This is a genomic window from Actomonas aquatica, from assembly GCF_019679435.2.
Taxonomy (GTDB): Bacteria; Verrucomicrobiota; Verrucomicrobiia; order Opitutales; family Opitutaceae; genus Actomonas; species Actomonas aquatica.
Window position 1 is genome coordinate 5,207,300 of the sequence record NZ_CP139781.1, and the last position, 20,743, is coordinate 5,228,042.

Here is a 20,743-nt window from a genome sequence, read left to right on the forward strand (position 1 = left end):
GACGGCCGCTGCTACACTCCTGATAGTTCAGTCGTAGGCGACGGGGTGGGTGGTGCCGAAGGGGCCGGTGTTGACGAGGAGGTGGGCGGTTTTACGCAGGAGGGCGTGGTCGAGGCCTTCGGGCACCACGGGGGCGGTGGCGCCGTCGATCCAACGGCCGTCGATGACAGTGGTTTTGGGCTTTTGGGGCAGGCCGCGTTCGTGGCGCAGAAGCTGACCGGCGACGAGGTCGACGGCGGCGGCACCGATGCCATGGGCGTCCTGGTAAATGCCGGCGACGGCGCCGTCGTCTTTGGCGAGGTCGAGCGAGCAGTAGGCGATGTCGGTGGGGACGTTGATTTTGGCTTCGGCCAGCCATTCGAGGATGCGCGGTTCGGTGCTGATGATCGCATCGGGTTGGGCCAGCTCGACCCAGGCGAGGAAGCTCTTAGGATCGAGGTCGTAGGGACGATGGAGGAGGGCGTCGTTCCCAATGCCTTCGGCGAAGGTTTCGAGCAGGTATCCGCCGGTCCATTGGTCGGCGACGCGGTGGTCGAGGCGGGCGGCGAGGGCGAGGCCGATGCGGCGGCGACCGGCGGCGTGGAGGCGGGCCACGCAGACGCGGGCGGCGGCGCTGTGGTTGTCGTTGGCGCGATGGAGGCGCGGTTCGGTGAGGGTGTAGGCGATGGTGGCGGCGGCGAAGCGCGGCCATTGCATGGCGAGGGTGCCGGGTTCGTAGAGGGGGGCGATGATCACGCCGTTGATGCCGCGGTTGTAGAGGATTTCGGAGAGGCGGGTCGCGTTGCCGCCGACGTCGCCCAACCAGAAGTGTTCGAGGCGGTAGCCAGCGCGTTCGGCGCGTTCCTCGGCGCCCTCCCAGCAGCGACCCATAAACGGGCCGACGCGCCAACCGTCGCGGCGGTGATCGGAGGTGACCCAGGCGAGGGTGATGCGGTCGGTGGTGGGTTGGCCGGCGCGAATGGCGCTCATCGCTTCGGCGAGGAGCGGATTGGGGCGCCAGCCGAGCTCGTTGGCGATTTTTTGGATGCGTTCGCGAGTGGAGACCGGGATGCGCGGGTGGTTGCGCAGGGCCATGGACACGGCCGCCCGGGAAACGCCGGCGGCTTCGGCGATGGTGCCGAGGGAAGGGGTTTGGGAATGACGACGCATGGGGAAGGGCTGCGAAAACTAGCCGGAGTTTAACGCGTAACAAGCATCGATGTATGTTAACGGGATGCGGGATGCGGGATACGGGATCCGGGATACGGGATCCGGGATCCGGGATCCGGGATGCGGGATGCGGGATGCGCGAGGCGCGGCTCGCGGGGCTTTTCTCGGTATCCGCTGGGGACGGGGATAAAGAGAAAGATAAAGAGGAAAGAGAAAGAGGCTGAGCCGGGGGCTCAGTTTAGGCGGTGGGGAGTTCGCTCTCTTCGGAGTGGGCGGTGAACTGACGGCGAATGACTTCGCTGAGTTCGTGCAGCTTTACGGGCTTGGTGATGTAATCATCCATGCCGGCTTCGAGACACACATCGCGGTCGCCTTGGAGGGCGTTGGCGGTGAGGGCGACGATCTTGGGCTGACGTTCGCGGGGGAACTTGCGGCGTATTTCGCGGGAGGCTTCGAAGCCGTCCATTTCCGGCATCTGCAAGTCCATCAACACCAGATCAAAGTCACGGTCTTCCAAAGCTTGGACGGCTTCGAGGCCGTTGCCGACGCAATCGGCGCGGTAGCCGAGGCGATCGAGGAAGCGCAGGGCGACCTTTTGGTTCACCATGTTGTCCTCGACCAGCAGCACATCGAGAGGGAACTCCTCGGCGAGGATGCGACGTTTGGCCGGGGCTTCGATGGGCGGGAGCGATTGATCGGTGGCGCGGAAGAGGGTGTGGACGCCGCGCAACAGGGTGCTGGTCTTGAGCGGCTTCTTGAGCGAAAGGACGTAGGGTTTGGCGCTAAGCTCGTCGGGCACCGGGCGACCGGGGGTGAGCAGCAACAACGTGGGCAGAGAGCGCCGGTTGATGGCTTGGAGCAGATCCGGGGCGGTCGGTGATTCCAGCACGTCGTCGTCGAGCAGCACGAGGCCCGGGGCTTCGGGAGCGTGGGCGGCGGCGACTGCGGCGGTGGCATCGGTGGCGGGAAGGTAGTCGATCTTCCACTGTTGAAAGAACGTGGAAAGGCGTTGCTGGCCGACCGCGTTGTCCTCGATGCCTAGCACCGGGTGCTTTTTCAAGGAAGTGGGCGCGGCGGGCAGCGCTTCGATGTTGATCGGGTGCGCGGCTTCGGTGCGCAGGGTGAAGATGAAGCGGGAGCCTTCGCCCTGGGTGCTTTCGACGTGAATGTTGCCGCCCATGAGCTGGGTGAGGCGGTGACAGATGGCGAGGCCGAGACCCGTGCCACCGTATTTGCGGGTGGTGGAGGAGTCGATCTGGCTGAAGGGCTTGAAGAGGCGGTTGACCCGTTCCGAGGGGATGCCGATGCCGGTGTCCTGCACCGTGACCTCGAGCATGATGCGGTCCTGACCGCCCGGCACCACCGAAAGGTGTTTGCGGCGCACGGTGATGGTGATGGCGCCGGAGGCGGTGAATTTGACGGCGTTGTTGACGAGGTTGACCAAGACCTGCCGCAGACGGGTGATGTCGCCCATGATCCAGCCGGGGACGTCTTCTTCGACGTGGTAGGCGAGGTCGAGGTGTTTGGCCGCGGCCTGCATGGCGAAGAGGTCGAGGGCCTCCTCGACGCAGGTGGTGAGGTCAAAGGGCAGGTGCTCCAGCTCCATCTTGCCCGACTCGATTTTGGAGAAGTCGAGGATGTCGTTGATGATGGTGAGCAGGGCTTCGCCGGAGGTGCGGATGGTGTTGACGAAGTCGCGTTGCTCGGGGTCGAGCTTGGTGTCCATGAGCAGGCTGGTCATGCCGATGACGCCGTTCATGGGGGTGCGGATTTCGTGGGACATCGAGGCGAGGAACTCGGACTTGGCGCGGGAGGCGTGGTCGGCCTCGGCTTTGGCGCGGCGCAGGGCGTGCTCGGTTTCGACGCGGGTGGTGATGTCGGCGAGGATGGCGATGAAGGTCTCGACCTGGCCCTGCTCGTTGCGGACGGGTTGGACCTCGAGGTGGATGTGGAACTTGCGGCCCGACTTGGAGTAGTTGACGACCTCGGTGGTGACGCCGACGCCTTTGGCCATGGCCACACGAATGTGACGGATGGTGCGGGGCTTGGTATCGGGTCCGGCCATGAAGGTTTCGGGGGTGCGGCCGCGGATCTCGTCGAGTTCGTATTCCATCACCCGGGTGAAGGATTCGTTGATCCACTCCACCGCTCCCATGGGCGAGGTGATGAGCACCATGTTATCGGTGCGGGCGGCGACGAGGGAGAGTTTGCGGGTGGCGGCCTGGGATTCGCGCAGGGCGGCCTCGGCGGCTTTGCGTTCGGTGATGTCCTGCAGGGTGCCGATGATGCGCTGCGGGGTGCCGGAGGAGGCGCGGGCGACGGTTTTGGCTCGGGTGTAGATCCAGCGCCATTCGCCCTTGCCGGTGCGGAGGCGATACTCGGGATCGATGAAGGTTTCGTCGCCGGCGAGTTGGCGTTCCACGGCCTCGCGGTAGCCGGGGAGATCGTCTTCGTGGATGAGGGCGGTCCAGGCGCCCGGGGAGTTGGCGATCTCGCCGGGGGAGTAGTCGAGCATGGCCCACAGACCCGGGCTGTAGTAAAGCTGGTTGGACGGCAGCGACCATTCGAAGATGCCGATCTGGGTGGAGTCGAGGGCGAGGCGCAGACGTTCGTCCGACACCTTCAACATGGCTTCCACGCGGCGACGTTCTTCGTTTTCGGCGACGAGGCGGCGGTTGGAGAGTTCGGCGGTGCGCAGCAGGGTGTAGGCGGTGCGGGCGAGGTGAACGGAAACACCCAGCAGCAAGGTCACGATGAGGCCGGCGGCGCCAGCGAGCTCGGGCAGGTTGCGGCGTTCGTTGGCGAAGGCGGCTTCCTTGAGCACGAGGGTGAAACGCATGCGGCGGTCGCGGAAGTCGATGACCCGATCGTCGCCGCCGCGGCGGGTGATGATGCTGTCGGTCAGGGGGCTGCCGCCGGTCGTATCGAAGATGGTGGTGTTGCTGATCGAAATGATCGCGAGGTAATCCCGATTGAGGTTGGGCGTCGCCTCGAAGATCTCGCCCAGCACGTGGCTGTAAATGAAGTCGGCGTTGAGGAAGTTCCAGATGCGGCCATCGCGTTCGATAGGGGCGTAGATGGCGTAGCCGGGATTGTCGGGCAGAATGTCAACGGTGCCAGAGACGGTGACTTGGCGAGGCGGTGCGAGGGCCCGGGCGATGGCGGCGGCGCGGGCAGGGTCGTCGGCGTGATGGTAACCGGCGAGGTGTTCGTTGCCGTCGATCGGGTAAAACTCGCGGGTGGGATGCGTGATTTCGGTGCCGACGAGCATGACGGCCATGCCAGCGGGAAAATCGGTGAGGTAGCTACCGGCTTCGACGCCGCGCACGACGGCGGTTTTGGCGGGGTTGGACCAACCGTCGGCAAAGTCCTCCAAGGCGGTGGCCTGACGGGAGATCTGGTCCTCGAGGTTGGTGATGATGGTGTTGTTGATCCGCCAAGTGGTGTCGCGCAGACGCACGATCTCTTGCTGCTCGAGGCCGAGGTAGAGGATGACGGTGAGCGTGGCGGATCCAACCACCACGGGGAGGGGCAACCACACCGGTGCGCTGGATTCATCGAGGGTGTGTTCACGCCAGGCGCGAGCGAGCAGGGCGGCGCCGAGCAGCACGATTACCCAAGCCGAGAAATGCGGTGTGACGTCGCCGGAGCCCCAGCGGTAAACGGAGGACAGGTCTAGGGCGTAGCCGAGCAAGGTCGCCGCGCCGACGGAGACGACGGCGGAGGCGACGAGCGCGAAGAGCAGCGTGAGCCGCTGGCTGAGGCGCGAGAAGACGAGGGAGGTGACCAGCAGGCTGGCGAGCAGTAGGCTGGTCGAGACCGGCAGCGTCAGGCCGCCGTCGCTGCCGGGCAGCGGGTCAAAGAGGAGGTGGTCGATCCCGATGCTGCGACCGGTGAACTCCTGGAGGAGCGTAAGCGCTGCGATGGTGACAGGCAGCAGGCTGAGCCATGCGGCACGGCGATAGCCGACTTCGATGGCGAGCAGGATGGCGCCCAACAGGAAGGCGATGAGGGTGGTGTTGCCCTGAATGGGAGCGGAGTCCGAGCCCAGCGTGATAAAGGCAGGAATCTGCAACAACCAGCCCAGCAGCGGGAAAAGGCACACAGCCACCAAGCAACCGGCCAAGAGGAGGCACGCACGCTTGGGCCACACATCGCTGAGGGCTTTAGAGGATTGGACCATTAGGGAATCCACCTCACGAAGAGGCAAAGCTGGCGGGGGGGCAATGTTGTTTCCGGTAGGGAAATTACGGGGATTTCGGCGGGAAATGCCTCAGCTGTCGGGGGATGGATCGGGGGACTCGACCGGCGATTCAACCTGGGGCGGGGTAGCGGTTTCGGTGGGGGGGCTCGACTGGGCGGGACTCGGTTCGGCCGCGGTGGGGCCGGAACCGGTGAGGGCGCGCAGGAAGTTGGTGGGACCATATACAAAGGTCCAGGCCGGCTCGTTGAGTTTCCCGCCGAGTTTCACCTCGAGGGCATGGGTAAGAGGAGTGAAGACGGTGTCGAGGATTCGGCCACGGCCGCCCTCGAAGGGACGCACGCGGGTGAGGAAATCGAGATTGCGGGTATCGAGGTAGTATTTGCCGTCGCCGTCGATGGCGCCGCGCGCGCCGGTGAGTTTGATGGCATCAAAATCCACCACCCGACCATCGACGAGGAAGTCACCGTAGGCGTTGTCGAGCTGGAGTTTGGAGAAATTGAGCAGGCTGCTACCGAGCAACGTGGAGAGGGGGCCGAGGAGTTTGAGCTCGCCGAGATTGCCCTCCTCGATGGTGACGGCCCCCTGGCCTTGGTAGGCGTAGGGGTCGCCGGCCGGCCCCACGGCGGAGAGCGACAGGTTGAGCGCGCCTTCGGCGATGCGTTGCTGGAAATCGCTCTCGGGCTTGGGTTCTTCGCCGCGCCGGCGGGCCGACCAGGTTTCGACCGCGCGGATGGTTTGGCCGAGGTGGGCGTGCGAGAGGTTGAGGTCGAAGGCGATCTGACGGGAGTCGTCGGTCGGGTCGCGGGCGACCTCGATGCGACCATTGAGGGCGCCACCGGTGGCACCGGCGCTGAAGGGGTCGATGAGCAGGCGCTCGTCGGTTTGGTGGGCGGAAAACTCAGCGCCTTGCAGCGGGAAATCAAAAAAGGTCCAGGCGCCGCTGGTGTGCCCGTCGACGGTCACGTCGACCGTCGGGGTAGTGCCCCAATCGTCACGCGAGATGAGGGCATCGAGGCGGACGTCGACGGTGTCTTCGAGCGAGAACGGTTCGGCGATGGCGGTGCCGAGATCGCCCAGGAGTTTGGGCAGGGGATCGAGATCGGAGGTGCCCTCGGCATGCACTTCGAAGCGCGTCCAGCGGGTGCCGCGGGGCAGTTTCCAGGCGCGGCTGAAGCTGCCCCGCACCTCGCCGACGGGGCGGATGGCGTGGAAGTCGAGCACATCGGCCCAGCCCGGGCGCACGAAGAGGCGGGTGTTCATGTGGTCGAGGGCGATATCCTTGACCACGGCGTCGTCGCCGCGGGCCTGCACCCAGACGCGGGTGAGCAGGGGTTTTTTCCAACGTCCGCTCACCTCCACGTTGGCGTCGGGCGGCGCGACGGGAAATTGAAAATTGGACCATAAGTTGGGCCACCAGTCGCGGAACCAGCCGTTGATATCGGCCGGTTCGAGGCGGCCCTGGAGCAGGAAGCGGAAGTCGAGGGATTTGGTATCCATCTCGTAACTACCCGTGGCGCGGCTGGCGCCGCGCAGCAGGAGAATCTCGTCGGCGCGCAGGCTCGTGCCCGACCAGGTGACGCGGGCGGCGGTGGCGTCGAGATCAACACGGCGGGCGGTGACCGGACCGGTGCGGAAGGAGGCGGTGGCCTGCAGGGGGCGGCCGCCGGCGGCGAGGTTGAGGTCGACGGAGAGTTCCGGCGGTTCCGCCCAGCTGAGCAGGGCGGGCACATCGAAGTTCAGCTGGTGGCCGGCAATCTCGAGCAGGGAGGCGTCGAGCGCGGTGGCGAAGCGGATGCGGCCGGCGCGGGTGGTGACATCGAGGTCGATGGTGGCTTCGAGGGGATGGCCGGCGAGCTGGGTGTGGAGCAGCGCCTGCACCTGGGGCAGGGTGGCGACGCCGGCGCGCACGGAGGTGCCGCTCAGCTGTAGTTGAGATGATGATACGGTGGCGGCGGAGAGGTCGAGCAGGCGCGGTTCGAAGCGCAGGGGAGCGAGCGCCACCATGGACTCCAGTGAACTGCGCACCCCTTGGACGGTGACCTCGTGGGGCAGCTGGATGGAGTTGACGGTGAGATCGATGGTGCGGAGGCGCGCGGCGGGATCGAAATCGAAGGTGGTGGTGGCCGTGAGGCCGTGCAGTTGGATCGGAGTGGGGGCTGCGGGGCCGGCGGGCAGTTCCAGCTGGTCGAAGCGGAATTGGGCGGTGACGAAGGCGAGCCGCTCGGGATCGGGCTTGAAGTGGAGGGAGAGGTGAGGCCGTTGGTGCGGCGGCAGTTGCGGCAGATAACGGGCGGCGAGCCGGCAGGTGTCGAGGTAGTGCCGGGTGATCGTGGAAATGAGTTGGTCCACCGGGAGACCCTGGCTGGGCGGCAGGTAAAACGCGCCGGAGAGGTCGAGCGGCAGCGGTCCGGCGTGGGCGGTGAGTTGATCGAGGTGCCAGAGCCGCGGCTCGTCGCCCGGGCGCAGGGTGAGATTGAGGTCCTGCACGAGCGGGGCGCGGGTGCCGGAGGGCGAGAGGGCGGCGGGGATGAGCAGGTCGGCGCCGTCGATGCGCAGTCGTTGGAGGTCGACGTGGCGGAACCAGAGGGTGAGCGGGTTGAGCTCCAGGTAGATGGCATCGGCCTCGAGAATGGTCTCATCGAGTGCGCTGAGGTTGACGCGGGCTTCGCGCAGGAGGACATGGCCGCCGGGGTCGAAGGTGGCGCCGCCGAAGCTCACTTCGAGGCCGGAGGCGGCGAGGCGGGTTTCGATCTCGCGCAGGAGAAAACGCGGCACGGTGAGTTCGCGCGAGGAGAGGATGAAGCACTGGATGCCGAGGCCGATGCCGAGCAGCAGCCAGAGCGACCACAGCGCGGCGGTCAGCGTGCCATGACCACACCAACGGGATCCTTCCCGGCAGAGTTTAAGCCATCTAGGCGGAGGCATGGTGCACAGGGCGCCGCGGGCTCAGCGACCGGGAGGAGGCGTGGCCGGGGCGGTGGTCGGCTCGGCGGTGGTCTCGGAAGCGTTATCGTCTTCGTCATCCGAGTCGGAACTGGGCGTGCCGGAGGGCGGTGTGGTGAATTCGATCGGGCCGGGGTCACGCTCGGCGTAACTGAGAGTCCAGATGGCGTCGATGAGCGGTTGGGTGGCGGCGAAAACAACGTCGAAGGCGGGGGAGCCGACGAGCTGTTGATTGCCGCCGTCGCGGTCGGCGAAGAAGAGCGTGGAGTCGGAGACCTGGTTGCCGACGTCCCCGGTGAGGGAAAGCTTCACATCGAGGCGGAAGCGCCAGCCGCGCTCTTCGCCGTTGACGGTGATGGTGTTGGGGAACCCGTCCTGGACGAAGCGTTGAGCGCGCAGGGTGCGCACCTCGTTGCGGAGGGTGGTGAGGGCGGGGCCGCGGGGGCCGGGGAGGTTGGCGAAGACCTGTTCCCACGATTCGCCCTCGCGGAGTTCACGTTGGTAAAGCACGGCGTTGTTGCTCAGATCGCGCAGGGTCAGGCCGGTGATGCGGGCGCCGACGGGGAGGTCGCGGAGGAGGCGTTGCCGGTAGTGCAGGGGATCGACCGGGGTGGAGGCGAGGATGTCGGGCCGCACCGAGTAGACGAAGGTCTGGTTACGCAAGGTGGCGTAGGTGTGGTCGCCGGTTTGGTCGGTGCCGATGAGCAGGGTGGGATTGTCGTTGGCCAGTGCGCCGGCCGCCGGTGTGCTGAAGTTGATCGCGATGGTGCGTTGGGGGCGGTTGAGGCCCCAGTCCTCCAACTGGGCTTCGGTGGGCACATCGCGGACGAAGGCGGGCACCTCGCCGTAGCGTTCGGCGCGCAGGTTGCGCAGGTCGCGAAGCAGTTGGTCTTCAATCACGGAGGTGGAAGCGGGCTGGGTGCGCAGGGAACCATCGGCGGCGCGCTGCACGACTTGCCAGCTGGAAGCGGTGGTGAGGGCGTTGGTCGACGCGGCACCGCCGTCGACGCGTTGGAGCACGACCTCGTGTCCCTCGTTGTCGGAGAGGGTGAGCGAATCGATCTGCCGGTCGGCGAGGTCGAGGACGAGCGGGTCGCGGAGCAGGCGCTGGGCGTTGAGCAGGTTTTCGAGCAGGGCGGCGGGCATGGCCACGGTGAAGAGCGCGGCGCGATTTTCCATGCGGGCGTAGTAGGCGATGTCGGGGGCGGTGGCGGCACCCTCGGGCACGGCGGTGTCGCCGAGGGGGTTGCCGAGGAGCAGGGTTTCGCGGCGGTTGTTGCCTTCGAGCGTGATGCGCAGCGAAGGGGTGTTGGTGCCAGCGGCTGCGGCGCGCTCGGGGTGACGGGCGGGGTCGCCGATGAACTCGAGCGTGTTGAGAGCGTTGAGGGCGTTGATGGTGGTGCGCGTGGTGCCGGGATCGGCACGCGTCACGATGGGAGATTCGAAGGCCCAGAGGATGGAGCTCTCGCGGCGGATGCGCACGCGGGCATTGGCGGGACCGGCGGCCTGAATGTTGAGGGAGCGGACCTCGAAGTCGGGAATGGTGAAACAGGTGTCGGCGCGGAGGTCTTCGAGCCCGACGGAAAGGGCGTCGGCGAGGGTTTGGGAAACCACGTGGACGCGGGAGCCGTCGGGCGAGAGCACGTAGAGACGGTTGCCGATGGCGGTTTTGTTGCCGATGGCGAGGGAGACGGGCGCGGTCGTGAGCGTAGCGGTGGCGGCGGTCGGATCGTCGTCGCGGGGCGGCAGGGTGCCGAAGGTGACGGTGAGGGGAGGGGCGTCGAGGTGGTAGTCGGCGAGGGAGAGGCCGGTGGAGCCGAGGTTGGCGACGTCGTAGGAGGTTTCGTGTTCGAGGAACTGGAGTTCTTTGATGATGCGCTCGACGGCAAAGGGATTGGCGGGCCACTCGTAGGGCGCGGTGATGCGCCAGCTGTCGCCGTCGCGTTCGAGGCGGATGGGGTCAGCGACGGAGGGGCCGGTGAGCTCGAGGAATTGGATGTTGGCGGTTTCCGGACCGAGCACGAGGCGGCGGGCGTCGCGGGCATTCTCTTCGGTGCGCCATTTGCGTTCGAAGCCGAAGATGAAGAAGAACAGGGCGACGTTGAGGAAAACGAGGATGAGCGTGACTTTGGTGCGCATTTGGAGGGCAAAAGCTGAAACGCTAAAACGCTGAAATGCTGAAAGGGGGAGGCGTCCGCGCCCTCAGCAGCTGGGAGAGTTTCAGCGTTTCAGCGTTTCAGTTTTCAGCATTTCAGATTTTTCAGGAGCGGCGGGTCCAGTAGACGACGAGGCCGAAGATGGCGGCGAGGCCGGGGAGGATGAAGAGCAGGCTGATGCGGAGTTTGCCGAGCTCGGCCTGGCTGAGGTTGATTTGATAGCGCTCGATGGGGCGCGGCAGGGTGTTGAGCTGAACGTCGCGATCGACGCACCACTCGACGGCGTTGAGCAGGATGGCGAGGTTGCCGGGAGCGGCGAGGTGGGCGTTGGCGGCGAAGTCGGCGTTGCCGAAGAGGACGAGGCGACCGCCGGGCACGCTGAAGGGCAGGTTCTTGGGCGGCGTGATGCGTTCGGAGGAGACGACGACGCCGAGGCGGTTTTTGGGTTCGAAGCCGGCGAGACCTTTGAGATCGACGCCGGGGTTGTAGGTGCCGTCGCGTTGGCGGTAATCGCGCTCGCCCCAAGCGGTTTCGGAGGTCGCGGCGAGCACGGTGGCGCGCAGGGAATTGTCGAGCGGGCGACCGGGGTCGGGGCGCACGACCCGGGTGAGGCCGAGGTAGAGGGCGAACTGGTTGTCGATGAGCGGCTGGGTGATCGGGTGCGGCCAAAAGGCGGCGATGCGCAGCTCGTTGCGTTCGGTGACGTGGGCCGGATCGGGCTCGGCGATGATGACGTCGTCGGCGACGAGACCCCAGTCGTAGAGCAGGTCGTCGAGACCGTGGCGGACGACGGGCGGCAGGAGGATGATCACGCGGCCGGCGCGGTCGCTGAGGTAGCGGCGCAGCAGCTCCACCTCGAAGGGATCGTAACGGCCCTGGGGGGCGGCGATGACGACGAGGGAGGCGTCATCGGGCACGGCTTTGTTTTGGGTGAGATCGATGACGCTCACCTGCAGGTTGCGCAGGCGGAGTTGGTCGGCGAAGACGGACAGACCACGCTCGGCGTCCACGACGCCGGGCTGCATCTCACCGTGACCGGCGAGGAAATACACGTGCGGCTGGTCGGGCGAGGAGACGCTGAGGATGGCGGAGGTGACGACCTGCTCGCCCTTGAAGGCGACGGCGACGCGGTCCTTGGTCTCGTAGAATTCGGGCAGGGTGATGATTTTGCGCCGGTCGTTGGCGAGGGCGATGACGACGTTGGCCTGATCGATGCCGAGGCTTTGGGCGATGCGTTGGTCGCGATAGATGTCGAGTTCCTCGAAGGTGACCTTGCCGGCGGGACCGGAGGCGGAGGTTTTGCCGGCAGTGGCGTTGACGTATTCGCGCAGCAGGCCGCGCACGTCGCGGTGAAATTGGGTGAGGTCGTCGTTGGTGTTGTTGGGGTCGACGGTGACAACGAAACGCACGGGCTGCTCGAGGTCGCGCAGGTAGGCGAGGGTTTCCTCGGAGAGGGTGTGGCGGCGGTGGTTGGTGAGGTCCCAACGGCCGCCGTGATGCAGGGCGAGGTAGTTGAGTCCGCCGAAGAAGGTGACGAAGAGGATGGCCTGCAGCAGCAGGTTGGTGGAACGCAGCCAGCGGGCTTTGGCGAAGGCGTTGGAAGGAGCGTCGCTCATGCCGGGTGGTCGATCAGCTGTGCAGCAACTTGGCCTCGAGGCCGAGGATGCTGAAGATGAGAGTGAGGGTGGTGCCGCTCAGGTAGAACAGCAGTTGGCGGGCGTCGATGATGCCGCGACTGAAGTCGTCGAGGTGGGTGAAGACGTGCGCGTAGGCGACGCCCTCTTTGAGCGGGGCAAAGATTTCGAGGTCGAGGGCGTTGAGGCCGGACAGCAACTGGGTGCCGATGATTAGGCCAAAGAGCATGACCACGCCGAGGATGCCGGCGACGGCCTGGTTGCGGGAAAGCGAGGAGGCAAAGATGCCGACGGCGACGAAGAAGAGACCGGAGACGGCGATGAAGATGTAGCCGCCAAAGAGCGGACCGGTATCGAGCAGGAAGGCGTCGTGGGTGAAGCGGTGCAGGATGTAGAAGAAACCGGCGGTGGCGCTCCAGAGGCTGAAGTAGAGGAAGTAGGCGGCGCCGTATTTGCCGAGCACGACTTCGGTGGTGGAGATGGGGGTGGTGAGCAGGGTCTCGAGGGTGCCGAGGCGGCGTTCCTCGGAGATGCTCTTCATGGTGAGCAGCGGAATGATGAAGATCACCGGCACCCAGAAGAGTTCAAAGAAGGCGACGGCCGGTGAGACCTCCTGCGGGGCGGCGGCGTATTCGGCGAGGATGCCCGAGAAGATGAACCCCATGAAGGCGAGGAAGATGACCGCAGCAATGTAGGTGCTGGGACTCACCAGCAGCATGCGGATCTCGTGGCCGAGGATGGTCAGGAAGTGACGCATTTTTAAAACGCTGAAAGGCTGAAAAGCTGAAACGCTGAAAACAGGAAAGGGGGCACGGGAAGGATGCTGGGTTTTAGCATTTTAGCGTTTCCGATTTCAGCTTTTTGGATCGGCCGCTGGCCGATCCACGATGTCCCAGCTGCGTTTGGTGGCGGCGAGGAAGACGTCTTCGAGGGTGGGCTGGGCGCGACTGAGGCCGCGGAGGCGGAAGCGGTCGTCCGTGGCGAGGGTTTTGAGCAACACCTCACTGCAGTCGGAGTCGTGTTCGACGGAGAGTTCAAAGGCGCGGAAGCCGTCTTGGTCGGGTGAACCCTCGGAGATGATTTGCAGGGACGGGTCGATCGCGGCGAGGGCGGCGGCGAGGTCGGCGCTTTCGCCGGCGAGGTCGAGTTGATAGCGGGAGCGGCCGAGGATCTCGCGTTTGAGGGCAGCGGGTTCACCGGCGGCGACGACGCGGCCCTGGTTGATGATGAGCACGCGGTCGCAGGTCATCTCGATCTCGGGCAGGATGTGGGAGGAGATGATGACGGTCATGCGGCCGCGGAGGCGGGCGATGAGGTCGCGGACGATGAGGATCTGGTGCGGGTCGAGGCCGATGGTCGGCTCGTCCATGATGATGACGGGCGGCTCGGCGAGGATGGCTTCGGCAATGCCGACGCGTTGGCGGAAGCCCTTGGAGAGTTTGCCGATGATGCGGTGGCGGACGCGTTTGAGGTCGCAGAGTTCGAGGAGCTCATCGATGCGGGCGCCAAGTTTGCTGCGGGGCATCTCCTTGAGGCGGCCGCGGTAGTAGAGGTATTCGACCACGCGCATGTCCTCGGGCAGCGGATTGTTTTCCGGCATGTAGCCGATGAGGCGTTTGATGGCGCCGGTTTCGCTGGCGACGGAATGGCCACAGATTTGCACGTTCCCCGAGGTGGCCGGCAGGAAGCCGGTGAGGATGCGCATGGTGGTGGATTTGCCGGCGCCGTTGGGGCCGAGAAAGCCGAGGATCTCGCCCTGGGCGACGTTGAAGCTGATGTGGTTGACCGCGGTCATACCCGCGAAGGTCTTTACCAGATTATCAACAACGATGGCGGGGGAGGAGTCGGACATGCGGGAATCAGAAAAGAGGAGGCAGGGAAGAGACCAAATCAACCCAGCGCTTGCAACGCGGCGATATGAGCGTCGGTGGAGAGCAGCCGGGCGCCGTGGTGACGGGCGGTGGCTTGGATGAGCAAATCGATGGCCGGACTGGTCAAACCCGCGGCGCGGGCACGCCGGGCCAAGGCGTAGCTCTCCTTCCAGACCGCAGTTGTGACCGGAAGTGCATCCAAAGCGGCCTCAATTTGAGCCAATCCGCGTTTTTCTTTTTCGCCCCGTGCGCCGTTCCAGAGCTCCAGCGCCACCGGAGGGATGAGGCGGGCTTCGCCGGATTGAATCAGCTCCACCACCTCACGACGAACCTGAGGGTCGCCAGTGGGGCGCAGCATCTCGATCCAAGCGGAGGTGTCGATAATCGTCATATTTCAGGCCGAGCGGTCTTCACGCACGCGCTTGAGATCGTCCTGATCCATAAATGCGTCGAAGGTGCCAGCCAGATCGGCGGCGGCAGCGAGACGTTGTCGCCGGTTGTAGTCTTCGATGGCCATGAGCACGGCCTCACGTTTGGTCTGGGCCTTGGTGCGCTGCATGAGTTCCGCAAAGGTGTCTTCGGGAATATCGAAGGTGGTCTTCATGGATTACGTAATGGGCTAATTGTGTAATATTTCAACTGCATTACCCGGAACCCTGATTCAGTGCCCAGGCGGCGGCGAGGCCGCGGAGGGTCAGGTCGGGGATGTCGGTGGTGGGCTGGCGGAGGCGGTTGCGCACGAGGGCGTAGGCGCCGCCGCAGGTGATGACGCGGGCCGTCGGTTCGCCGGCGGCGGTGAGGTCGCCTTCCACGCCATCGAGACAGGCTTGCATGAGGCCGGTGAAACCGAGCACGGCGCCGATGCGCATGGCTTCGACGGTGGACTTACCGATGGCCGAGGTGACCGGTGAAGTGACGTCCTCGACGAGCGGCAACTGGGCGGTGTGCTCATGCAGGTAGCGCGTCATGAGCGAGGGGCCGGGGGTGATGATGCCGCCTTCGTAGCCGCCGCGGTCGGTGACGATGTCGAAGGTGACGGCGGTGCCGAGGTCGATGACGACGGCGGGCAGGGGGCCGAGCGCGGCGGCGCCGGCGGCGTTGGCGAGGCGGTCTTGGCCGATCTCGGCCGGGCGCGGGTAGGTGATGTCGACCCCGAGCTTCACCTCGTGAGTGAGTTGCCAGAGCGGCAGATCGAGGGCGACGAGCGCAGTGCGCAGGCGCGGCACCGCAGCCGGCACGACGCTGCAAAAAGCGATGGCGGTGAGCTCGGCGCGTCGGGTCTCCAGCAGCGGCAGGAGCGCTTCGAGGGAGGCGGTTTTTACCTCACCGGTGTCGGTGGCCGCGGACAGCCCTCCGGGCGTGCAGAAGCCGAAGTGGGTGTGTGTATTGCCGATGTCGATACAGGCGAGCATGGGTGAAGTGGCAGGTATCAAGGGGACAAGTATCAAGCGGCGGGGGCAGGTCTCTTGTTACTTGGTCACCTGGGACTTGTTACTTTTTGGCAATCGTGACTTCGCCGGCGCGGAAGCGTTGGGGGGCGCCGCCGTTGACGCGGAGGAGGAGGGAGCCGTCGGTGTCGATACCGGCGGCGATGCCGGTGATTTCTTCGCGACCGTGCAGGAGCGTGATGGTGCGGTCGACGAGGGCGTCGTAGCGTTGCCACTGGGCCGCGAGTTCGGCGCTGCAATCGCCGTCCTGAAAGGTGCGACAGGCGGTGAGCACGCGGCTGATCACGGCGGCGGCGAAGTGGTTGAGGTCCACCGGAGCGGCGGCGGCTTCGCCGATGGAGATGGCGCGTTCGGCGAGTTCGCCCTGCCAGCCGCCGGCGGGGGGCGTGAGGTTGAGGCCGCAGCCGATGACGAGGTCGCGAATGCGGTCGGCGTCGATGCGGGCTTCGGTGAGGATGCCGCCGGCTTTGCGGCCGTTGATGAGGATGTCGTTGGGCCACTTGATGCGGGCGTCGACCTTGCCGTAGTTGGAGAACAGGGCGCAGAGGTTGACGCCGACCCAAGGCGTGATGGTGGCGAGGCGCTCCGGCGGGACTTCGGGGCGCAGCGCGAAGGTGAGGTAGAGGTTGCCGTTCGGCTCGGAGACCCAGGTGCGGCCCATGCGTCCGCGGCCACGGGTCTGCTCGCGGGCAATGACGACGAGCGGGGTGGCTTCGCCCAGGGCGGCGCGGCGCATGGCTTCGTCGTTGGTGCTGTCGACGGTGTCGAGGGCGACGAGGGTGCAGCGGGCGGCGGCGGGCAGGCGGGCTTCGATGAGCAGGGCGTTGAGCGTGGTGGGTTTGGCGGTGAGGCGGTAGCCGCGGGAGCGCACGGCCTCGAAGGCGAAGCCTTGTTCGCGCAGCTTTTCCATGTGCTGCCAGATGGCGACGCGGGAGAGTCCGAGGGTGTCGGCCAGACTGCTGCCAGAGACAAAGTCGTCACCCGCATCGAGGAGCGTGCGGATGATGGTGAGATCGGCGTGGGCGGTTTTCATTGCTTCCAATCGAGACCGATGTCGACCCAGGTGCTTTGGTGGACGAGGGCGCCGGTCGAAACGAAATCGAGGCCCAGGCCGGCGAGGGCGGGCAGCGTTTCGAGAGTGATGCCGCCGGAGGCTTCGGTGAGGGCGCGGCCTTTGATGAGGGCAACGGCTTCGCGGAGTTGGTCGGGCGTAAAGTTGTCGAGCAGGATGACGTCGGCGCCGGCGGTGAGCACGGGCGGGATCTGATCGAGGCGATCGACTTCCACTTCGACAGGCAGCTTGGGGGCGTGCTGGCGGGCGCGGTTGACGGCGCCGGCGAGGTCGTCGGTGGAGCCGAGCAGGGCGAGGTGGTTGTCCTTGAGCATCACGCGGTCGAAGAGACCGAGGCGATGGTTCCAGCCGCCGCCGCAGGCCACGGCGTATTTTTCGAGCATGCGGTAACCGGGGGTGGTTTTGCGGGTGTCGAGCAGGCGGGTGCGGCCCTCGCCGAGGGCGTCGACGTAGCGGCGGGTGAGCGTGGCGATGCCGGAGAGGCGTTGGACGAAGTTGAGCGCGATGCGTTCGGCGGCGAGCAGGGTGCGCGGATCGCCGGTGAAGGTGGCGAGCACATCGCCGCAGGAGAGGCGGGCACCGTCGTGGGTGCGCAGTTGGACCTCGGCCGGACCCGACGTCTCGGAGCGGTAGGTCGAGAGGATGAGGCTCAGCAGGGGCAGGCCGCTGACGGTGAGGTCCTGGCGGGCGGTGAGGTGAGCGGTGCTGGTGCGCGGGGCGCTGGCGATGCTGCCGGTGGAAAAGTCACCGGCCTCGGCGGGGCGTTGATTGAGGCCGAGACCGGCCAAGTCCTCGTCGCGGGCCATCTCGACGAGACGCCGCAGGTAGGCGACATCGAGGTCGGCCCACGTGAGGCGGTGTAACAGGGAGTCGAAGAGGGCGGACATGAGCGGGAAAAGCTAAAACGCTAAAAGCTGAAATGCTGAAAAGGCGAAGGCGAGAATGGGTTATTCCATTCGGGTGAGGGTGAGGGCCCAGTCTGCGGTGGGGAGGTCGGGGGCGGTGCCGAGGGAGACGGGGGCGCCGCCGGTGACGGGGTTGGCGGGGAAGCGGTCGCCGGTGCGCGGGTCGAACCACTCGACGGCGTAGGTGCCGGGGGCGTTGGTCAGGTCGAGGGTGGCTTCACCGCCGCGCGGTAGGTAGACGACGTAGAGCTCGCCGGGGGCGGCGAGGCACCAGTCGACGCCGGCGAGCTGGTCGGCGGGCAGGAGGGTGGCGAGGTCGACGGGGAGGGCGCGGAAGAACTCGAGGGCGAGGCGGGCGTAGGTCCACGAGCGGGTGCGGCTGCGGTAGTCCTCACATTGCAGGTCGTTCTGCGGTTGTTGGTAACCGAAGTAATACTCCACCCCGGCGCCGCCGGCCATGAGGTTGCCCCAGAGGGTGAGGGCGCGGATGTCGTGGAGATCGTATTGGACCCCGTCGGCGGTGGTGGCGACGCCGTCCTGGCCCTCGTAACCGGGGTCGGCCGGCACGCCGACGGCGGCGGAGCCCTGCTCGTCGTTGGCCACGACCCAGGTGTGTCCGGTGGCGGCGCTGGCGGCGAGCCAGTGGGCGGTGCGTTCGTGCACGGTATCCCAGGCGTTTTGGAGAGAGATGCCGGTGAGTTTGGAGCGGTCGCCGAGCAGGGGCGTATAGACCTCGTCCTGCTGGTGTGGATACGTGTGCAGCACGCGGTGGTGTTGGTAGGGATCGATGGAGGCGACGTAGTTGAGCATGGCGATCTGCTCTTCGTAGGTCTGGGTGTTCTCCTCGCCGAAGTTCCAGGTGAGGGCGAGGTGGTGGCCGAAGCGGGCGATCAACTCGCGGAAATAAAGGCGGCGTTCCGGGCCGGTGTCGCCGCCGTCCATGGCCTCGGGGATGGTGGTGGCGGTGCGGAGGTGCGTGGCGCGCTGGTCGTCGATTTCGGTTTCCTGCAGTTTGAAGTGCAGGTGCAGGCCAAGGCGCTGGGCGTGGGTGAAGACGAGGTCCCACTGGGCGAGTTTGGAGACGTCGTAGTGGAGCTTGTCGTTGCGGTCGACGAAGGGCCACACGTTGTCGCCGTCGCCGCCGGCATTGTAGGTGAGGAACGACACAGTGTTGAGGCCCTGGGCGGCGAGGTAGTTGAGCGCGCCAATGATGCCGCGGCCGCGACCATCGCGCCAGGTTGGGTCGCCGCGTTGCCAGTCGCGCAGGTGGGCGGTCCAGGATTTAAGCGGCACCTGCTCGCGGCCGGCGGTGGTATTGTCGAAGCCGGTGTAAGCGAGAAACGTTTCAGGGGCGTCCGGTCCGGCCTTGAGCCAGGGGCGGCCGTCGCCGGCGAAGCGCAGGTAACGCTCGCCGGTGTAGGTGAGGCGACCGCGGGCGCGGAAGTCGGGGGCGGCTTTGTCGGTGGGCGCGATGGAGAGCACGCCGCTCAGGCCGTGGTAGGGCGCGACGGGATTGCCGCCGTGGTAGGTGGCGGCGTGCGGACCGCGTTCGAAGGAGACCACGTAGGTCCAGTCGCCGGGCACGTCGGGCGTGAAGTGGGCCCGCCAGGTGCGGCCGGAGGTGGCGCTGGATTCGGCGGCGTGGCCATCGGCGGCAAAGAAGCCCGGCACGGTGTAGCGCGGGCTGCCGGAGGCGTGGGTAAAGGTGACGTTGAAGGCGAGGTCGCTGAAGGGATTGGGGGCAACGTCGTCCTCGTGGGCGAAGGGGCCGTCGAGGTCGAGGGTGACGGTGTGCCACTGTAACCGTTCTCCGGATACGGTGATGGCGCCGTCGCCATTGGGGGCGCGGGCGAGGACGTTGGCGCTGGCACCTTCGGCGTTGGATGAGGCGCGGGTGTAGGTGGCGGAGCTGACGCCGGGAACGGCGGGCGGCGGGGGGCGCGTGGGGTCGTAGTCGACGGGCGTGAGCACGAGGCGAGACCAGCGAGCGGCGGCCGCGGCTGCGGGGGCATCGGCGTCGGAGGACCCGACGGTGGCGCGCAGTTCGATGGCTTCGCCGTCGTTGATTTCGACGAACTCCCAGAGGCGATTGAAGGCGGGGCCCTCGGCGGTGGGTTCGAAGGCGAGGGGCGGCTCGAAGGCGCCGATGTGGCGTCCGCCGACGTAGAGTTCGTAGGTCGCCGGCGTGGTGTCGCTGCCGACGGTGTGGAGGGTGATATGAAAACGACCGCCGGACACGGGTGGGTTGATGAAGGCGGAGGCGGTGCGGGGGCCGTCGGCAGGCAGGCCGGCGAAGGCCTCGTCGTCGCTGAGTTCGAAGCCGGGGGGCGGGAACTCAAAGGCGGCGGCGGGCAGGAGGGTGCCAGCGGCTTCGCGAGCGTGATCGGTGGCGAGCTGTTGTTCGATCCAGCGGGCGAGGGTGCTGGAACCGGAGCCGAAGCCGGCGGGCAGCGGGCGCAGGTCGCGGGTCTGCACTGGGGGCGGTTCGCCCCAGCGGGCGGGGAAGGGCAGGGTGGTGCCGTAAGCGGTTTCGCGGGCAGCGGCGGCGCGGGCGGCGACGGGGAAGGGCGGCGGGGCGGAGCCTTCGGCGATGACGGGCGTGGGACCCTCGCCGTCGGGTTCAAACACGACGCCGCGGGCGAGGACCCACTTGTCGAGTTCGAAGCCGTCCTCGTGCATGGAGATTTGGATGAGGTGGTCGCCGGGGCCGGGGATGTCGAGGTAGCTGGAATAGGGTTCGCCGGCGGGGACCTGGGAGGTGCGCTGTTTGCAGTCCCAGACCCAGGCGTTGCGGCGGAGGGACTGCCAACGGCGGCCGCTCTCGGGCCACTCGCCGTTGAGGCCGACGTGAACGGAGTTGTCGGCCGTGCCGGTGGCATAGTGGCGGGCCCAGAAATAATAACGGCCGCCGCGGCTGAAGCGGACGCGATAGCTGAGCACGGCGTGTTGGCCGGGCGTATTGGAGATGTTGATACCCTCGGTCGCGGGTTCGTCGTCGGTGGTGAGCGTGTCGGGAAGGACCTCAACGTAGGCGCGGCCGCTGGCGGAGGTGGCGTGATTGGGGTCGGGGTCGGGCCGCACGCCGGGATCGTTGATGGTGGAAACGAGGTGGAAGGCGCGGGTCTGGGTGAGGTCCTGGGCGATGAAGTGTTCGGCCTCGACGGCGACGACGCCGTTTTGCTCGGCAAAAATGAGGTCGGGTGGGGCGATGGGGGCGGAGGACGCGCGCAAGGAAGCGGGCAGGGCGGCGACGGCAAGCAGGGGCAGCAGGCGGGTGGCGCGGAGGAGGGAGTGAAGGTCGATCATCACGGAGCTGGGGGGAGGTCGAGCAGAAGGCTGAACGGCAACGGGAGCAAGGGTT

Annotated in this window: 13 protein-coding genes; all 13 read right to left on the reverse strand. The window is 66.5% G+C overall.

Annotated features, from left to right (window positions below):
• Positions 1–27 precede the first annotated feature (27 nt).
• Positions 28–1,149: a LacI family DNA-binding transcriptional regulator gene (locus tag K1X11_RS19900; RefSeq protein WP_221029501.1), complete on the reverse strand. Its 1,122-nt coding sequence runs from the start codon at positions 1,147–1,149 to the stop codon at positions 28–30.
• A 238-nt stretch (positions 1,150–1,387) separates the two neighbouring features.
• Entirely contained in the window at positions 1,388–5,332 is a 3,945-nt protein-coding gene (locus K1X11_RS19905; RefSeq protein ID WP_221029500.1) for an ATP-binding protein, read from the reverse strand.
• A 90-nt stretch (positions 5,333–5,422) separates the two neighbouring features.
• Positions 5,423–8,278 (reverse strand): AsmA-like C-terminal region-containing protein, encoded by a 2,856-nt coding sequence (locus K1X11_RS19910; RefSeq protein WP_221029499.1) that lies wholly within the window; start codon positions 8,276–8,278, stop codon positions 5,423–5,425.
• A gap of 21 nt (positions 8,279–8,299) precedes the next feature.
• Positions 8,300–10,435 carry a DUF4340 domain-containing protein gene (locus K1X11_RS19915; protein ID WP_221029498.1) on the reverse strand — a complete coding sequence of 712 codons (2,136 nt, stop codon included), beginning with the start codon at positions 10,433–10,435 and terminating at the stop codon, positions 8,300–8,302.
• A 121-nt stretch (positions 10,436–10,556) separates the two neighbouring features.
• Complete coding sequence (locus tag K1X11_RS19920; protein WP_221029497.1) at positions 10,557–12,068, reverse strand: GldG family protein; 1,512 nt, start codon at positions 12,066–12,068, stop codon at positions 10,557–10,559.
• A 13-nt stretch (positions 12,069–12,081) separates the two neighbouring features.
• Positions 12,082–12,843 (reverse strand): ABC transporter permease, encoded by a 762-nt coding sequence (locus tag K1X11_RS19925; protein WP_221029496.1) that lies wholly within the window; start codon positions 12,841–12,843, stop codon positions 12,082–12,084.
• A gap of 96 nt (positions 12,844–12,939) precedes the next feature.
• Complete coding sequence (locus K1X11_RS19930) at positions 12,940–13,938, reverse strand: ABC transporter ATP-binding protein (RefSeq protein ID WP_221029495.1); 999 nt, start codon at positions 13,936–13,938, stop codon at positions 12,940–12,942.
• 38 nt (positions 13,939–13,976) lie between these two features.
• Positions 13,977–14,348 carry a PIN domain-containing protein gene (locus K1X11_RS19935; RefSeq protein WP_221029494.1) on the reverse strand — a complete coding sequence of 124 codons (372 nt, stop codon included), beginning with the start codon at positions 14,346–14,348 and terminating at the stop codon, positions 13,977–13,979.
• A gap of 3 nt (positions 14,349–14,351) precedes the next feature.
• Positions 14,352–14,561, reverse strand: a complete 210-nt coding sequence (locus K1X11_RS19940; protein ID WP_221029493.1) for a type II toxin-antitoxin system VapB family antitoxin — start codon at positions 14,559–14,561, stop codon at positions 14,352–14,354.
• Positions 14,562–14,601: 40 nt separating this feature from the next.
• Positions 14,602–15,369: a type III pantothenate kinase gene (locus tag K1X11_RS19945; protein ID WP_221029492.1), complete on the reverse strand. Its 768-nt coding sequence runs from the start codon at positions 15,367–15,369 to the stop codon at positions 14,602–14,604.
• A gap of 79 nt (positions 15,370–15,448) precedes the next feature.
• Complete coding sequence (locus K1X11_RS19950; protein ID WP_221029491.1) at positions 15,449–16,438, reverse strand: biotin--[acetyl-CoA-carboxylase] ligase; 990 nt, start codon at positions 16,436–16,438, stop codon at positions 15,449–15,451.
• A complete protein-coding gene (nadC, locus tag K1X11_RS19955; RefSeq protein ID WP_425503837.1) occupies positions 16,435–17,283 on the reverse strand; it encodes a carboxylating nicotinate-nucleotide diphosphorylase in 849 nt (282 codons plus the stop codon). Before nadC ends, K1X11_RS19950 begins: the two co-directional genes overlap by 4 nt.
• 141 nt (positions 17,284–17,424) lie before the next feature.
• Entirely contained in the window at positions 17,425–20,688 is a 3,264-nt protein-coding gene (locus K1X11_RS19960; protein WP_221029489.1) for a DUF5060 domain-containing protein, read from the reverse strand.
• Positions 20,689–20,743 lie beyond the last annotated feature (55 nt).

Bases quoted from the DNA above. Each gene is read 5' to 3' on its own strand.
- K1X11_RS19900 (WP_221029501.1), bottom strand. From the start codon at position 1,149: ATGCGTCGTCATTCCCAAACCCCTTCCCTCGGCACCATCGCCGAAGCC.
- K1X11_RS19905 (WP_221029500.1), bottom strand. From the start codon at position 5,332: ATGGTCCAATCCTCTAAAGCCCTCAGCGATGTGTGGCCCAAGCGTGCG.
- K1X11_RS19910 (WP_221029499.1), bottom strand. From the start codon at position 8,278: ATGCCTCCGCCTAGATGGCTTAAACTCTGCCGGGAAGGATCCCGTTGG.
- K1X11_RS19915 (WP_221029498.1), bottom strand. From the start codon at position 10,435: ATGCGCACCAAAGTCACGCTCATCCTCGTTTTCCTCAACGTCGCCCTG.
- K1X11_RS19920 (WP_221029497.1), bottom strand. From the start codon at position 12,068: ATGAGCGACGCTCCTTCCAACGCCTTCGCCAAAGCCCGCTGGCTGCGT.
- K1X11_RS19925 (WP_221029496.1), bottom strand. From the start codon at position 12,843: ATGCGTCACTTCCTGACCATCCTCGGCCACGAGATCCGCATGCTGCTG.
- K1X11_RS19930 (WP_221029495.1), bottom strand. From the start codon at position 13,938: ATGTCCGACTCCTCCCCCGCCATCGTTGTTGATAATCTGGTAAAGACC.
- K1X11_RS19935 (WP_221029494.1), bottom strand. From the start codon at position 14,348: ATGACGATTATCGACACCTCCGCTTGGATCGAGATGCTGCGCCCCACT.
- K1X11_RS19940 (WP_221029493.1), bottom strand. From the start codon at position 14,561: ATGAAGACCACCTTCGATATTCCCGAAGACACCTTTGCGGAACTCATG.
- K1X11_RS19945 (WP_221029492.1), bottom strand. From the start codon at position 15,369: ATGCTCGCCTGTATCGACATCGGCAATACACACACCCACTTCGGCTTC.
- K1X11_RS19950 (WP_221029491.1), bottom strand. From the start codon at position 16,438: ATGAAAACCGCCCACGCCGATCTCACCATCATCCGCACGCTCCTCGAT.
- nadC (WP_425503837.1), bottom strand. From the start codon at position 17,283: ATGGCCCGCGACGAGGACTTGGCCGGTCTCGGCCTCAATCAACGCCCC.
- K1X11_RS19960 (WP_221029489.1), bottom strand. From the start codon at position 20,688: ATGATCGACCTTCACTCCCTCCTCCGCGCCACCCGCCTGCTGCCCCTG.